This is a genomic window from Streptomyces capitiformicae (genome assembly GCF_002214185.1).
Lineage (GTDB): Bacteria > Actinomycetota > Actinomycetes > Streptomycetales > Streptomycetaceae > Streptomyces > Streptomyces capitiformicae.
The window spans coordinates 9,073,734-9,089,375 of sequence record NZ_CP022161.1 but is presented as its reverse complement, the minus strand read 5'-3'; the positions used below and the strand labels follow the sequence as shown (position 1 = coordinate 9,089,375).

At 70.3% G+C, this 15,642-nt stretch carries 10 protein-coding genes; 2 read left to right on the top strand and 8 right to left on the bottom strand.

Annotation, left to right across the window (positions count from 1 at the left end; all coding sequences use genetic code 11):
- Window positions 1-53: 53 nt before the first annotated feature.
- From CES90_RS50550 to CES90_RS40720, 6 genes are all read right to left on the bottom strand, one after another.
- On the bottom strand, window positions 54-167 hold the full coding sequence (locus tag CES90_RS50550) for a hypothetical protein (protein WP_229914440.1): 114 nt from the start codon (window positions 165-167) through the stop codon (window positions 54-56).
- Window positions 168-788: 621 nt separating this feature from the next.
- Window positions 789-3,167 carry a penicillin acylase family protein gene (locus CES90_RS40740; protein WP_229914433.1) on the bottom strand — a complete coding sequence of 793 codons (2,379 nt, stop codon included), beginning with the start codon at window positions 3,165-3,167 and terminating at the stop codon, window positions 789-791.
- A 606-nt stretch (window positions 3,168-3,773) separates the two neighbouring features.
- Window positions 3,774-4,229: a hypothetical protein gene (locus CES90_RS40735; RefSeq protein ID WP_189787970.1), complete on the bottom strand. Its 456-nt coding sequence runs from the start codon at window positions 4,227-4,229 to the stop codon at window positions 3,774-3,776.
- 21 nt (window positions 4,230-4,250) lie between these two features.
- On the bottom strand, window positions 4,251-7,190 hold the full coding sequence (locus tag CES90_RS40730) for a hypothetical protein (RefSeq protein ID WP_189787969.1): 2,940 nt from the start codon (window positions 7,188-7,190) through the stop codon (window positions 4,251-4,253).
- 2 nt (window positions 7,191-7,192) lie between these two features.
- Complete coding sequence (locus CES90_RS40725; protein WP_189787968.1) at window positions 7,193-9,082, bottom strand: HSP90 family protein; 1,890 nt, start codon at window positions 9,080-9,082, stop codon at window positions 7,193-7,195.
- A 101-nt stretch (window positions 9,083-9,183) separates the two neighbouring features.
- Window positions 9,184-10,170 carry a hypothetical protein gene (locus CES90_RS40720; RefSeq protein WP_189787967.1) on the bottom strand — a complete coding sequence of 329 codons (987 nt, stop codon included), beginning with the start codon at window positions 10,168-10,170 and terminating at the stop codon, window positions 9,184-9,186.
- Between the two features lie 256 nt (window positions 10,171-10,426).
- On the opposite strand from CES90_RS40720, the gene CES90_RS40715 reads away from it, so the two are divergent.
- Window positions 10,427-11,128 (top strand): hypothetical protein, encoded by a 702-nt coding sequence (locus tag CES90_RS40715; RefSeq protein WP_373313609.1) that lies wholly within the window; start codon window positions 10,427-10,429, stop codon window positions 11,126-11,128.
- A 51-nt stretch (window positions 11,129-11,179) separates the two neighbouring features.
- Here the strand turns inward: CES90_RS40715 and CES90_RS40710 are convergent, their stop codons facing one another.
- The gene (locus CES90_RS40710; RefSeq protein ID WP_189787965.1) at window positions 11,180-12,778 is read right to left on the bottom strand and encodes an AMP-binding protein; all 1,599 of its coding nucleotides are present in this window, start codon (window positions 12,776-12,778) and stop codon (window positions 11,180-11,182) included.
- Window positions 12,775-14,454, bottom strand: a complete 1,680-nt coding sequence (locus CES90_RS40705) for an AMP-binding protein (protein WP_189787964.1) — start codon at window positions 14,452-14,454, stop codon at window positions 12,775-12,777. The genes CES90_RS40710 and CES90_RS40705 overlap by 4 nt, the downstream gene beginning before the upstream one ends.
- 155 nt (window positions 14,455-14,609) lie before the next feature.
- On the opposite strand from CES90_RS40705, the gene CES90_RS40700 reads away from it, so the two are divergent.
- Window positions 14,610-15,416 (top strand): helix-turn-helix transcriptional regulator, encoded by an 807-nt coding sequence (locus CES90_RS40700; protein WP_189787963.1) that lies wholly within the window; start codon window positions 14,610-14,612, stop codon window positions 15,414-15,416.
- Window positions 15,417-15,642: the final 226 nt, after the last annotated feature.

Below are 15,642 nucleotides of genomic sequence, written 5' to 3'. Positions count from 1 at the left end.
TTCAAGGTCATCGCGGCGTTACTGTAGTGTGCCCCAGTCGCTCCGACACGACCTTAACCAGCGCCACGGGTTCCCGGCAGGATCGGCACTGGCCCCACTCCGAGCTGTCCGAGCGCCTCACGGGCACAGGCCCGTACCGTACGGAACTCCGCCTGCCGTGCCAGCACCGAACGGGCCACGTTGCCGCCTCCTCGGCGAACAGCACGGGCGGGACTGCGGGGTCGCCGAAAGCCTCGGCGACGGCCACCAACGCGGGCAGCGATTCCTCTATCATTCGGCGCCAGACAGGGCCGGGCGACTTCTTCCGGCAAGCTTCCGCATTCCTCTGACGATAAACAGGTGGTTCACGCGGGTGTACCCCTACCAACCCCTCATGCGCGTACCCAGCCATAAGGGGAATTGAGGGGTTTCCGAAAGAGCTGCACCGAAGAAGGATCTTGGCGAGACGAGAGGAGGCCCATGCGTAGAGTCACCCCAGATTCCTCTGCCATGGCGATGAGCTCGGTGCAACTTCAAGGCGGACCCGGCGGGTTGTCCATATCGGTCGAGTTGACCGATATAGAGGAAGTGATTTTCTCCGAGAAGAAGATCAAGATCCGTTACGGCAACGGATACGAGCACCTGCCGAGCCAAAGGAGATGCCCTCTTGGCTTGTCCACGCGGCGGCAGCGCCCCAGGGTGCGCCGCACGGCAGCGCGACGACGAGCGCTCACACCCCGCCCAATGACCGCGGACACCAGCAGTCACAAAATCACCCGGACTACCAACCGCATCGATCAGACGCCCTCTTACGCCGGGTCGAGAGTGAACTTGGTTTCCGCGTTCTTATCGATCGCCGACTCGCTGTAGAGCAGTGGGAAGTACTCACCCGCGCCCCACTTCTCCGCGAGGTCGTCGTAGTGCGGGCTGTGCTCGTCCCCGGACTGGCCTGGCGCGTTGATGGCGCGCGAGTTGTCCCAGGAGCCGACATCGAGCGCCATCTTGAAGGTCGGCCCCACGACCTGGATCCGGGGGAAGACGCTCGGAAAGTACACCGACAGGCGGACCGTGTGGTAGGTGCCGTCCATCGGGATGGGACCGACGTTCGGGCCGCCGAGCGGGTGCTGGAAAAAGTGGATCTGCGCCGCGCCCCAGCTCCACCTGCCCGGGTCGGTGCCGAGGAACCCGCTCACCTCGTCATACGCCTTGGGCAGGGTATCGAGGATCAGCTTGTCCCTCGCTTGGGCACCGCCCTTGCCGAACCACTCCTCGGGCTCGGCGAAGGAGTCGGTCACGACGCGGAAGTCCTCGATGAGCCTGCCCTGGGTCAGATACTCTGCGGCCTCCTTCGGCAGCATCACCTCAGCCCACGCCGGGTAGAGCACGTTAATGATCCAGGTCTCGAAAAGGACAGCCTCCGCGGAGTCCTTGCTCGCGACACCGTCGTAGCCGCGCAGCAGGTCCAGCGCCTTCCTCGTCGTCGGGTCCGAGGATTCCAGGCCCTTCAGATACGGCAGGATCTCTGTGACCGCCAGCGACTTCACATCGTTCTGCAGATCCGTGGTGTCCTTGATGGACGTACCCGACTGCTTGGACAGCACGTCGTCGATCCGGTCCTTGCGGTAGCGCTCCGCCCACTCGAACCCGGGAGCCTTGTAACCGGCCGGGAAGTTGTACTCGTTGGCGGTGGCGACGAAACCGGCCTTCGGATTGAGCACGCTGGGGAAGTCACCGCTGTTGCTGAAGCCGCTCCACTCATAGCGTCCGTCGCCGGGCACGGGGAGCAGTCCGTCGTAGCCCTTGCCCTCGCGCTTCGGCGAGAGTGCGCCGGGCACCCAGCCGATATCCCCCTTCTTGTCCGCGTAGAGGAGGTTGGATCCCGGAGCCTTCCACTTGCGCATGGCCGCGGAGAACTCGTCAAAGCTTTCGGCCTGCTGGAAGTTGAGGCTGCCCAGATAGGCTGAGGTGCCCGGCTGCGTCCAGACCGTGCGCACCGCGTACGCCTTGTTCTTCGCCTTGTCCACCTTGATGACCGGACCGTGGTTGGTGAAGGAGAGCAACGACGTCCGCGCGCCTTCGCCAGCCACCGGAATGTCTTCCTCGATGGTCTTCATCGAGACCCAGCCGCCGCGGTAGCGGTACTTGGTGGGGTCACCCGGCTTCAGGTCGTATACGTAGAGGTCCGACTGGTCGGCGGCCAGGTTGGTCAGAGCGAACGAGACGTTCCCGTTGTGCCCCATGCTGACGCCGGGGTTCCACGGCTCACCCGCGCCGATGATGTTCAGACCGGGGGCGGCGAGGTGGGTGATGTACCGGTTCCCTGGCAACGAGTAGTTCACCCGGTGCGGGTCACCCGCGAGGATGGGCCTGCCGGTTGAGGTGCGCTCCGGCGAAACGACCCAGGCGTTGCTGCCGCCTGTGGCCTCTCGCAGCGCCTGGACCCCCTCCGGCTCCTTCTCCATCTTGCCGTTGCTGAAGGTGACTGTCGCCGTAGCAAGGTTATAGGTGTCCAGGACGTCGTCCGGGAGCGAGCACAGGTCAAGGCCGTCCGGCACCTCGGGCTCGTGCTTCGGCTCCAGCTTCGACAGGTACTTGCTCGCGTCCGGTCCCCCGAGGCACATGAGCTTCGCCCGGCTGACCTCCTTGGTGAGATTGCTGACGAGGCCATGGGCGCGGATCCGCACCAGGTCCTGCGGCTTCCAGCGCGCGGGCTTGTAGCCGAGCTTGCGGAACTCCTCCGGCATGGAGTCCGGGTGCTTCTCCAGCCAGTCGACGTAGGCGTTGATACCGGCTGCGAAGCGGGTCGCCGCCTCCTTGGCCTGCGGGCCGTAGCTCGCCCACTCCTTGCTCATATCGCCGCGGTAGAGGAACAGCCGCGAGGCACGGTCCTGTTCCACGTAGCTCTTGCCGAGCACCTCGCTGAGCTCACCGAGCCCGCTCCGGCGCCAGGTGTCCATCTGGAAGAGCCGGTCCCGCGCGGCGCTGAAGCCCTGCGCCTGGAAGAGGTCACCGGTACTGGACGCGGAGATGTGGGGCACACCCCATTTGTCGATCGTCATGGAGACCGGCCTCTCGAGACCCGGTACCGCGTAGGAATTCTCCGGGTTCTCCGCCGTGGCCGGCATCGGCACCACTATGGGTACCGAGACGGCGGTCGCGGTCAGCAGTACTTTTATGCGCGCTCTCATCTCGACCTTCACCTTCGTGGGGCACAGAGCGGATACAGAACGCGCCCAGATGCCGGCACAGTCCTGTCGCCCGAAGCTACCCCGCATCACGAGGCAGGCAACTCCCCTAACTCACCCCTATAGCACAGCACTTGGCAGCCTTCACCCGCTCTCCCACCCGCGGGAGCAGTCAGCCCTGCCCCTCCCGCCTCGCGTGCGCGGACAGCCCTCACCACGGGGAATACCCGCGCCTGGGGGACCAGTAGGCCATAGGGGTCTGCCACGAAGTGACAAGTAGCCGAGGGTGACGCCCCGGGCGGCGAACATGCGGGCTCTGGAACATATCGAGCGGCACGTACCGCTCGGCAACTCACGGCCCAGCGGAAGCGCCGCGCCGACAAAGAGGACACCACCCGCAGACACCCATGCCGCATCGACCGCAAAGCACCCCTCACCCGCCTCCTCGCAGGGCACGTCCAGGGCACACACACCCGGAAAACACCGCGAAGCGATGAGAACAGGTGAGGGTCATTTCTGCAGGTCAGCGCGGATTGGCGCGCGTTCCCCAGGCCAGGGCCGCGCCACAGAACTCCACCCTCAATCGCACGACGCGACCCTAACCGAGTTTCAGGGGCGCTTGCGGTGCCGTTGTCGCAGTACCTCCAGCCTTGCGCGAGCCGCCTCCTCTCGCTCCGTCGGCGAGGTCGCATGTGCCGCACGAGGTACTCGGGGTGGCGTGGGCAGGTTCAGAGACGTGGATACGAGGGTGAGGACTGCTTCCAGATCAGTGGCAGCAAGATGGGCGAGACCGCCCTTGTTCAACCTTCGAAAGCGCGAGCCGTTCCTGCGGAACGAGACCCAGGCCCGTCCCTGTCGGGCAGTGACGCGACTGCGCTCCGCCCGCAAGGTGTATGCGATCTCGATGACCAGGTCGTGCTGCTCGGCGTGCGACCACCAGACGCGCCACATCGAGTCGTCATGGGCCGTCTCCACCACAGCGCAGGCCGCGTCGAAATACGCCGCAGGAATGTCGTTGTCGCCGTACAGCGCGAGGCTGAGCCAGAGAGCATCGCCCGTAGCCATGGCCGTCGACTCCACGCCGCGTCACTCCTCGTCGCGCAGCTGGGCCGCCAGGGAGGTCAGTGGCTTGGTCTCCTCGGTGTGGCCCAAGGCGGTCAGGCGGGTGATCGCCGTGTCGAGGCGGGTGAGGGCGGGGGCGGGGCGTTCCAGGTAGATGCCCTCGACGGCGCCCGCGAGGCGGACGCTCTCGGCCCACTCGCCGGCGTGGTCCGCGTCCGGCCCCGGCTCGCCGAGCAGGGCGAGGGCCTTGTCCAGCGCGGCCAGGGCGTCCTCGTACTCGCCCGCGTAGGCGTTGACCCGGCCGTGTTCGTAGGCCAGGGCGGAGTCCAGGGGCCGGCCTTGGGCCTCGTATGCGGCGGCGCGGGCCTCGTCGGCGATCCGGGCGGCGTCGGCGAGGAAGGCGCGGGCGTCGGCCAGGCCGTCGCGGCCCTGCTGCTGGGCCTGGAGCCGGGCGAGTTCGCGCAGGCAGCTGCTGAGCAGCTCGTAGCGCGGGGCCCGGGCGTGGGCGGCGAGTGCCTGGTCCGCCACCTCGCGGGCCCGGCCGAACTCGCCGGACTCACCGAGGAGTACGGCCGTCTCCGCGGCGATCATGGCGTGGCTGCCCGGGTCGTCGTCCCAGCCAGCCGACTCGGCGGCGAGGGCGACGAACTCCGCCGTGGCGGCCTTGAGGTCCTCCCCCGCGTGCAGCGCGCGGGCGCGGGTCAGGCGCAGCTGGGCGGCGAGCCGGTCGTCCAGCTCTCCGGCGGCGACGTCCGGTTCAGCCAGCAGGGAGTCGAGCAGGGCGATGCAGTCCTCCACGCGGCCGAGGTCGAGGCTGAGCTGGGCCGCGTTGCTGTACGTGCAGAACGCGTCGATCCGGCTGCCGCGGCGAAGCTCCAGCTCCGCCGAGCGCGTGAGGTGCCGCAGTGCTTCGTCGGGGCGGCCCAGGTGCATGCAGGCCTGGGCCAGATCACCGTGGAGGCGGCTGGTGTCGACCGCGTCGGCCGGCCAGTCGGCGGCCAGGCGCAGGCCCTCGGTGAGGTCCGCGTGGGCGGCCTGCGCGTCCTGGAGGCCGAGCCGGAGCCGGCCACGCAGTCCGAGCGTGCGGGGCAGGTGCCAGGCGGGGCCGTGCGCCGTCAGCCGGTCGAGGAGGGCGTCGATCTCGGCGACCGCGGCGGGCAGGTCGCCGGAGATGGCGTAGGTGCTGGCCCGCAGCTGCAGGGCGCCGGAGATCTGCCCGACGACGTCGTGCCGGGTGGCGAACGCGTGCAGCAGGTCCACCTCCGCGAAGACGGGCGCGACGTGCTCCTCGCTCCCCGTCGTCTGCAGGCGCAGGCCGAGCGCGGTCGCCCGCAGCCGCAGCAGGCGGGCCTCCTGGTACGGAGCGAGGCCGGGCGTCTGCTCCTGCAGGCGGACCATGGACGCGTGGGTGGCGGTCAGCACGGCGGCCTTCGCCTCGGCTCCGTCCGCGCCGTCCGCGGGGATCTCGGCGGCGGCGAGCAGCGCGCAGGCGCGGGCGAGCGCCGCGTCACCCGGCATGCCGGCGTCCTCGTACAGGCCCGCCGCCTCCTCGTGGAGGGCCGCGGCGTCGGCGAACTCGTCCCTCTGGCCCGCCCGGCCCGCCTCGTCGGCCAGCAGGTCCGCGCGCAGCTGGACGAGCGGGCCCACTGCCGAGTCGTCGGGGTGGGTGTAGTCGCGGGCGGCGGCGAGTGTGCGCAGCCGCGCCCAGCAGGCCGGTGCGTCCGGGTGCCCCTGCTCCTCCAACTCCCGTGCCTGGAGTATGAGTTCGGGCAGGGCGTCGGGGACGGTGGCGGCCGTACGGGATGCGGGTGCGGCAACCGGAGCGGCCGGGGCCACGTCGTCGAGGCTGCGGGGGCGCAGGGTCAGTTCCAGCGCGTCCAGGAGCGGCTCCCGGTCGAGGCGGGCCCTGCGGCGGTCGGTGTGGGCCGTGGTGCCGTTGCGGGCGTCGAAGCGGGCGGCGAGGTCGTCGGCGCGGCCCCCCACCTCGGCGCGCAGGCCGACCGCCGTCCAGGTGCGGCCCGCGTATCCGGCGGCGGGCAGTTCGCCGTGGCCGAGGGACTCGACACGCTGGAGGAGGACCTCCACGCCGGTGAGGAAGTCGAGCAGGCCCAGCGGCGAGTCCACCTCGTCGAACAGGCTCCGGTTCTCGGCGAGCAGTTCCAGGCCGCGTGCCTCGTTGCCGGTCAGCGCGCAGAACTCCAGGTGGCGGCCGACCTCCCCGGGCATCGAGGGGTTGCGGCGGCAGCCGCGGTAGCCGGCGAGGTGCACGTCGCGTGCCCGGTCGGGGCGGCCGGTGCGCAGCAGGGGCAGCAGCGCGTACGAGAGGGAGCGGGCCGGCTCCTCCTGGCAGGACTCCTTCCCGGCCAGGACGGGCTCCCAGGTGCGCAGCGCCCGCTCGTCGTCGCCCGCGGTGAGGTGGTAGAGGGCGCGCTCGCAGATCTCGCAGGCCTCGCAGTCGCTGAGCCTGGTGCGGGCGCGGCCCGCCCACAGCTCGTAGGCGGGGGTGATGTCCTCGCCCACATGGGCGGCGAGCTGGTACGCCTGCCCGTAGTAGGGCTGGAGGCCGAGGCCGGCCTTCTCGTACCGGTCGCGCATCTCCGTCAGCCACTGGCGCATGCTGGCCAGCGGTATCTCGGGCAGCTGGCGCAGGGCGTTGGACACCCATTTGAACCGCCAGAACAGCATGTGGCGCAGACGCTCGTCGAAGATGTCGGGCTGCTCGTCGAAGAGGGTGAGCAGGCGGGCGAAGACGACGGGCGACTTCCGGGGTTCGGAGCCGTAGGTGTACGCCTCCTGGAGTTCGAGGAGGGCGCGGACGAGCGGAACGGGCTCCGCGAACTGCTCGGCGGCGTCGACGAGTTCCTCGGCGGTGACGGTGCGGGCGCGGCCGTAGGGACGCTGGTCGTTCTCCTGGAGCGCCTGGTACAGCTCGTCCGTGTTCTGGGGATGGGGTGCGGTGGGCATCGTCAGCTGTCCTTGCGGAGGGCGTGGGCGAGGAGGTCGAGGAAGGAGCGGTTGATGAGACTCGATTCGGCGGGCCTGAGCGGGCGCCGGGACAGCATCGCGGCCTGCCCGTAGAGGGCTTCGGCGCTGGTGCGGGCCAGCTCGGGCTCGTCGATGGTGACGGCGGTGCGGACCAGCGGGTTGAGCTGGTTGAGGATCAGCTGGGCCCTCGGGGCCTCCTGGCGCAGGGCGCCGAGGATGTCGCCCCACAGGCCGCCCTCCTGCTCGCGGGCGAGCTGGGAGCGGGTGCGCTCGTGCCGGGCCTCGCGGCTGTCGACGAGGAGGGCGGGGGCGGAGGCCGGCTGGAAGGCGCGCAGCGCGACATCGCAGTCGAAGACGGCGAGGGCGTCGCGGGCCTGGGCGAGGTAGGCCGCGGCGGCGAGTTCCGTCTCCCGGTCGACGGGGTCGAGGTGGGCGGTGAGGGTCTCCGGGTCGAGGTCGGCGACGGTGGCCTCGGGCCTGATCTCGGGCAGCCGGTGGACCAGTTCACGGTCGTAGGTGTAGCCGCCGTTGACGACGCCGAGCCCGGCGGCCGACGCGATCGCCGCGACCTGCCGGAACTCCTCCACGCTCGACGTCACGAGCACCGTGCGGTGGGTGCGCGCGAACTCGTCGAGGGTGGTGTGTCCGTCGGTGGTCTCGAACGGCAGCCAGGGCAGCAGCATCCGCAGGATCTCGTCGTCGTGCACGGCGAGCGACTTCACGGCCAGGTGGTGGGCCTGGAGGAAGCGGGCAAGGAGGTCCGGGTCACTGGCCGCCGCCCGGGCGATCCAGGCGCGCAGCCGCTCGGCGAGGGCGTCGCGGACGGCGGCGAGGGTGTCGTCCTCGTACAGGGACTCGCGGGACGCCGTGGGGCGCAGGCTCTCGGCGTCGACGACGCAGCGGACGAAGAACGCCCACTCGGGCAGGATCTCCTCGGCCTGCTCGGACAGCAGCATGCCCTTGACGTGCACGCGGTGGCCGTGGCGGCGCCCGGCCGGCACCGTCTCGGGCAGCACGCAGGCGATGCCCTTCAGGCCTACGGCCGGCAGGTCCAGTTCGATGGTGTCCAGCGGCTTGAACCCGAAGACCTCCTCGCCGTACGCGGCCAGGGCGCGGGACCGGGCTCCCGGTGTGGGGTACGTACGCGCCCAGGGGGCGGGCTCGGGGTTGACGGATACGCCCGTACCTCCGGTGCTGCCTGTGCCGTCTGTGCCGTTCGTGCTGCCTGTGCCGTCGTCGAAGGTCAGCGGGTGGCGCAGCAGGGAGCCGAAGTGGCGGGCCAGGGCGTGCACCTGCGCCGGGCGCGTCCATTCGCCCGCGTCGGCGCGCGGTGTCAGCGTGACGGTGGTGCCGGGCCGGGGGCGGGCGGAGGCGGGCAGGGTGCGGACGGTGTAGCTGCCGTCGCCGCGTCCCCGCCACTCGACGGCGGGTGCGTCGGGGGTGCGGGCGGAGCGGCTCAGGACGTGGATCTCGTCCGCGACCAGGAAGCAGGAGAGCAGGCCGATGCCGAACTGGCCGATGAAGTCGCCGCGTTGCTCGGCGATCCTGTCGGCGCGCTTGCTGCTGCGGCCGATGGTCGCGAGGAAGCTGTGTACGTCGGCCTCGGTGAGACCGACGCCGTCGTCCTCGACGCGTACGACAAAACCGTCGGCGTACAGGCGGACGCCGAAGGCGGGGGCAGCGGCGGGCGCGGCCTGTTCGAGGGCGTGCCGGGCGGTCAGGGCGTCCACCGCGTTCTGCATGAGTTCGCGCAGATAGACGCGGGGGCTGGAGTAGAGGTGGTGGGAGAGGAGATCGACGAGGCCGCGCAGATCGACCTGGAAGGTGCGGTCGGCGGCGGCCGGGTTCGCGGCGGTGTCGGGCAGAGTCATCGGGCAGTCCGGGATGGGAGGGGTGACAGGTGGCAGGTCACGGGTGGCGGGTGGCGGGTGGCGATCGGGACCGGAGGGCGGCGTGCGCTCAGGGGGCGGGCTCAGGCGCGGCGGTGCCCGCGCGCGAACTGCTTCTCGGGTTCCGCGAAGTAGGTCCAGGGCCACTTGGTGTAGGCGCCGTCCAGCGCCTGGAAGACGCGCCGGACCGTGTGGCGCTCGTCGGCCAGCGACAAAGCCATGGCGAACGTGTTGAAGTCCTGCTGCCAGCCCGGCCGCCGCACGTAGGCGGGGTGGAGGATGCTGTGGTCCGCCGCCTCCCGCAACTGGGCCTGGATCTCGTGGGTTTCGAGGTAGTCCCCGCGCTCCGACTCGACCCACTCCTCGATGTACGCCATCGCGATCACACAGCCGAGGCGCTGTCCCTCCGGGGCGCGGGCGGCCGCGTCCTGGGCGAATGCCAGGGCCTGCCCCGGCTCGCCGCCCCAACGCGGCTGCAACTGCGACACCCACTCCAGATGGGTCTCCAGGTCCAGCGGGTCGCGGCGCAGGGCGGCGTCGCGTCGGGTCTCGTTGACGGCGGGCCCCAGCGACATGCCGCGACCGGAGGTGAGGAGGCGGCGCCACGGCGTGACCCACTCCGGCCGCAACTCGGCGGCCTCGAACAACTGCTCCTCGGCGATGCGGAGCCGCTCGTGGAAGAGCCGCCACTGGTTCTGCGTGACGTTCACGGCACGCTCAGCGGTGCGTGCCTCCCAGCCCCAGCTGATCTGACGCGTCCCGGATATGAGCAGGGCCGTCGCCCGGTGCTCCTTGTCCTCCTCGACAGCCCGGCCGATCCAGTCCTGCACACCGTCCAGATCGGCGATTTCGTCCAGGACCCGATGGTCACGGCCGAGGTCGAAGGGGGCCAGCGCCGCCTTGACCGCCTCCCAGTCACCCGCGTCGGCCGCCTCCACCAGCGCGAGCACCCGCGTGTCCCCGAGCGCGCGCAGCGTGTACATCCCGTTCTTGTGTCTGTGCTGGGCGGGAAGGGCGTGCGGATCTGCCACCGGTCTCTCCGCACCCCTGCCGAACAGCTTGCCGAACATGCCGCGCCCTCCCCTGGTCCCGCGTGATCGTCCGGTGCAGCATAAGCGGCCCCACCGACAGATTTCCGATGGGTTTTCCCAGCGCGGTTTCGTCGCCTCACCCACTTCCACCGAGCCCTCTTGACAGCCCCGAGAGACAGCGGCAGTTGTAGGGAGCGGGGCGGGGAGCGTCAAGGGCGCCGGCAGCGGAATCCACCCTGGCCCCATCGGGTCGTTTCCCTGCCGGAGCGGCCCTGGTTGGAGCACGATGAGAGGCATGAGCGAGAGCATGGCGGTGCGGTGCCCGGCCTGCGGGCGGGAACACCAGTACGCCGCCCCCGCCTACCCCTGCGCGTGCGGCACCCCGGTCGCCCCGCCCCTGGACCGTCGCGCCGCCGCCGTATCCGTCACCCACCGCACCTGGGACGAGGACTGGGTCACCGTCCGCTGCGGGAGCTGTGGCCGTGCCGACCAGTGGCCGCACCCGGAGCTGGACTGTTCGTGCGGGACCGTGCTGCGCGTCCCCGTGGCCGGTGCGCCGGGGCCGCTGGGCGAGGACGGCGCGGAGACGGCCGAGCCGCCCGCGAACCCCCGCGCCACCTTCCGGCCCGTCACCATCCGCACCGCCCACGACGCGGTCACCGCCGTCGCCCTCTATCTGCGCTGGCTGGGCTACCGGGACATACGCCGGGCCGACCAGCGCCAGCCCAACGGGATCGGGCTGGCCGCACGGGGCGTCCTGGCCCAGGTGGACCCGTCGGTCAGCCCGGCCTCACTGCGCGATGTCGAGTGCCTGTGGCTGACCGCCATGACGGAGTCCACCGGCTGTGTCTACTTCTCCCTCGCCGGATACACGGACAACGCCCGCGACCGCGCCGACGGCCTGGGCGTCTCCCTGTTCGTCCTGGACCTCACGGGCACCCCGCAGCCGGTGAACGGCGCCGCGACCGAGCTGGCCGCGGCCGGTTCGGGGGCCTGAGACCACCACCGGCCGGCCAGGGGCTGTCGTGAAAGTCCCGCACAGCACCCCCTACTGTCCGGCGTACCGCTCCCGCAGCTCGATCTTGCGCACCTTCCCCGACACCGTCATCGGGAAGGCGTCCAGGATCCGCAGCGCGCTCGGGATCTTGTAGTGCGCCAACCGCCCGTCGCAGAAGGCCCGTAGCTCCTCCAGCGTGAGCGGATCGGCCGGGTCGCGCGGGATGACGCAGGCGAGGACCTCCTCGCCGTACCGCTCGTGCGGTACGCCCACCACCTGGACGTCGGCGATCTTCGCGTGCCCGTACAGGAACTCCTCGATCTCGCGCGGGTAGATGTTCTCGCCCCCGCGGATGATCATGTCCTTGATCCGGCCGACGATCTCGACGTACCCGTCCTCGCGCATCGTCGCCAGATCACCGGTGTGCATCCACCGCCCGGCGTCGACGGCCTCGGCGGTCTTCTCGGGCTCGTTCCAGTAGCCGAGCATCACGCTGTAGCCGCGGGTGCACAACTCGCCTGCTGTGCCGCGGGGTTGGGTCACCCCGGTGGCCGGGTCGACGACCTTGACCTCGATGTGCGGCAGGACGCGGCCGACGGTGCCGGTGCGGTGCTCCAGGTCGTCGTCGCGGCGGGTCTGCGTCGAGACGGGTGAGGTCTCCGTCATGCCGTAGCAGATCGAGACCTCCGCCATGTGCATCTCGCCGACCACCCGTTTCATCACCTCCACCGGGCAGGGCGAGCCCGCCATGATGCCGGTCCGCAGGGAGGAGAGGTCGTACGAGGCGAAGTCGGGGAGGTTCAACTCCGCGATGAACATGGTGGGGACGCCGTAGAGGGAGGTGCAGCGCTCCTGCTGGACCGCCCGCAGGGTGGCCGCCGGGTCGAAGGAGGGGGCCGGGATCACCATGCAGGCGCCGTGGGAGGTGGCGGCGAGGTTGCCCATGACCATGCCGAAGCAGTGGTAGAAGGGCACGGGGACGCACACCCGGTCCTGCTCGCTGTAGGCGATCAACTCCCCTACGAAATAACCGTTGTTGAGAATGTTGTGGTGGGAGAGGGTGGCCCCCTTGGGGAAGCCCGTCGTACCCGACGTGTACTGGATGTTGATCGGGTCGTCGCAGGACAGCTCCTCGTACGGCACCGGCGTTCCCCGTGCGATCAGCGCCTCCCAGCTGGGGTCCCCGATGAACACGGTCTCCCTCAACTGCGGGCACTTGCCCCGCACTTGATCGACCATCGCCCGGTAGTCACTCGTCTTGTGACTGAGGGAGGCGAACAACAACGAGATCCCGGCCTGGTTGAGGACGTACTCGACCTCGTGGGTGCGGTAGGCCGGATTGATGTTCACCATGATCGCGCCGATGCGGGCCGTGGCGTACTGGACCAGGACCCACTCGGGACAGTTGATCGCCCAGATGCCCACCCGGTCACCCTTGGCGACGCCGCTCGCGAGCAGCGCGTACGCCAACTCGTCGACGTCGGCGGCGAACTGGGCGTACGTCCAGCGCCGCCCCGAATCCACGTCGACCAGCGCCTCCCGGTCCGGCCAGGCGGCGACCGCCCGGTCCAGGTTGGCCCCGATCGTGTCGCCGAGCAGAACCGTGTCGCTCGTCCCATGGGTGTACGACAGTGCTGAGGTCGCCGTCACCGGAAGTCCTCCTCGCGGTACTCGGCGTCCGAGCCCTCAGCCGTGGCCTCCCGGAGCTCGATGCGGCGGATCTTGCCCGACACGGTCTTCGGCAGGTCGGCGAACTCCAGGCGGCGGACGCGCTTGTAGGGGGCGAGCACGGTCCGGGAGTGTTCGAAGAGCACCTTCGCGGTGTCCGGCCCCGGCTCCCAGCCCGCCGCCAGCACGATGTACGCCTTCGGCACGGCGAGCCGGACCTCGTCCGGCGCGGGCACGACGGCCGCCTCGGCCACCGCCTCGTGCTCCAAGAGGGAACTCTCCAGCTCGAACGGGCTGATCTTGTAGTCGCTCGCCTTGAAGACGTCGTCCGCGCGCCCCACGTACGTGATGTAGCCGTCCTCGTCCCGCGAGCCGATGTCGCCGGTGCGGTAGTAGCCGCCGGCCATGGCCTCCGCCGTGCGGTCGGGGTCACCGTGGTAGCCGGTCATCAGGCCGACGGGGCGGTTGGACAGGTCGAGCGCGATCTCGCCCTCGTCGGCGTCGGGCGCGCCGGTCACGGGGTCGAGCAGGACGACCTTGAAGCCGGGGCCGGGCCTGCCCATCGAGCCGGTCTTCAGCTCCTGGCCGGGGCTGTTGGAGACCTGGACGGCCGTCTCGGTCTGCCCGAATCCGTCGCGGATGGTGACGCCCCAGGCGCGCCGCACCTGTTCGATGACCTCGGGGTTCAGCGGCTCGCCGGCGGCGACGACCTCGCGTGGCGGGGTGCTCAGCCGGCCGAGGTCGGACTGGATCAGCATGCGCCACACGGTGGGCGGGGCGCAGAAGCTGGTGACGCCCGCGCGTTCCATCTCCGCGAGCAGGCGGTCCGCGTCGAAGCGGGAGTAGTTGTGGATGAAGACGGTCGCCTCCGCGTTCCACGGGGCGAAGAGATTGGACCACGCGTGCTTGGCCCAGCCGGGCGAGGAGATGTTGAGGTGGACGTCGCCGGGCTTCAGACCGATCCAGTACATCGTCGCCAGGTGGCCGACGGGGTACGACACATGGGTGTGCTCGACGAGTTTGGGCCGGGCGGTCGTACCCGAGGTGAAGTACAGCATCAGCGGATCGGTGGCGTTGGTCCTGCCGTTCGGCTGGAAGCCGGCCGGAGCCGCGTAGGCCTCCCCGTACGACTTCCAGCCGTCCACCGCGTCGCCGACCGCGATCCGGGTGTAGCGGCCGGGCACCTCGTCGAACTTGGAGGCGTCCTCGGCCCGTGCGATCACATGCCGCACGCGGCCCCGTTCGACGCGGTCGCGCAGATCGGCGGGGCCGAGCAGCGGGGTGGCGGGGATGACGACGGCGCGCAGCTTCATCGCGGCGAGGGCCGTCTCCCACAGCTCCGCCTGGTTGCCGAGCATGACGAGGATGCGGTCGTCGGCGCGGACGCCCCGGTCCCGCAGCCAGTTCGCCGCCCGGGCCGAGCGTTCGGACATCTCGGCGAAGGAGAGCCTGGCCTCGGTGCCGTCCTCCTCGACGATGTGCAGGGCCGTGCGGTCGTTCCCACGTGCGATGACGTCGAACCAGTCGAGCGCCCAGTTGAAGTACTCGGGGCGCGGCCAGGTGAAGCCCCTGTACGCCGTGTCGTAGTCCTCACGGTGTTCCAACAGGAAGTCCCGGGCCGCCCGGAACTCGTCCGTGCCGCTCGTCCTCGCCGACATGTGTCCTCCTCATTGCCGGACCGTTGCCTGACATCGTGTAATGCGTGATACACGTCTCACCACCCCCGAACGGGGGTGCGCCGCGCGGAAGGGACGAGTTCGTGGCATTGGACCCCTTGAGTTCCGTCGACACGGTTTTAGGCGGTACGGCGGACATGCGCGGTGCGCTGATACGACTGCGCCAGTCGACCGGGCTGCCGCTCGCCTTCGCCGGACTGGTCGAGTCGGATCCCGGGCAACTGCGCATCAGCGAACTCCAGGGCAACAGGACCACCTCGCTCAGCGGTCTGGCCGTGCACTCCGGGAACGGCCTCGGCGGCAAGACGGTGGCCCTCGCCCGGCCGTGCTGGGTCACCGACTACTCGTCCTCGCGCCAGATCAGCCACGAGTACGACGCCGCGGTCGCCGCCGAGGGCATCCGCTCCGTGCTCGCCGTCCCCGTCGTCGTACGGCGGCGGGTGCGCGGTGTGCTCTACGGCGCTCTGCGTACGGCGCGGCCGCTGGGCGACCGCACGGTGGGCGCCGCTCTGGAGGCCGCGCGCGACGTGGAGCAGGCGCTGGTCGTACGCGACGAGGCGCGCAGTCTGCTGGCCGCGACCCGCGCGCCGGAGGACGGGGCGCCGGGGGCATGGGAGGAGGTCCGGGAGGCACACGGGGCGCTGCGCGCGCTGGCGCCGCGGATCGAGGACCCGGGGTTGCGGGAGGAGCTGTTGCGGGTGTGCGGGCGCCTTGCCGGTGCGACGGCCTCCGGCGGTGGTGGGGGGTCGGCCGTGTTGACCCCGCGCGAGGTGGATGTGCTGGCCTGTGTCGCTACGGGGGCGACCAATGCGGTGGCCGCGGAACGGCTGGGGCTGCGTCCGGAGACCGTGAAGGCGTATCTGCGGTCGGCCATGCGGAAGCTTGGGGCTCACACGCGGCTGGAAGCGGTGGTGGCTGCGCGTCGGGCGGGATTGTTGCCGTAGCGCTCCGCTGGTTGAGCCGGGTCGCGCCGTTGGGATACCAGGTTCGTTCCGGAGTGCCGGTTCGTCATGGCTGGTCGCGCCCACCCGGCGGAGCCGCATATGTCAGAGCCCCGCGCTCCTTACGGGGCGCGGTGCAGGCCTCCCAGGTCATTCATGTAACGCGCATGTGAAATTTCCTATGCCGTACTCTTCCTGTTATTTGGTTCACCAGGGTTCCGTTCCGGAA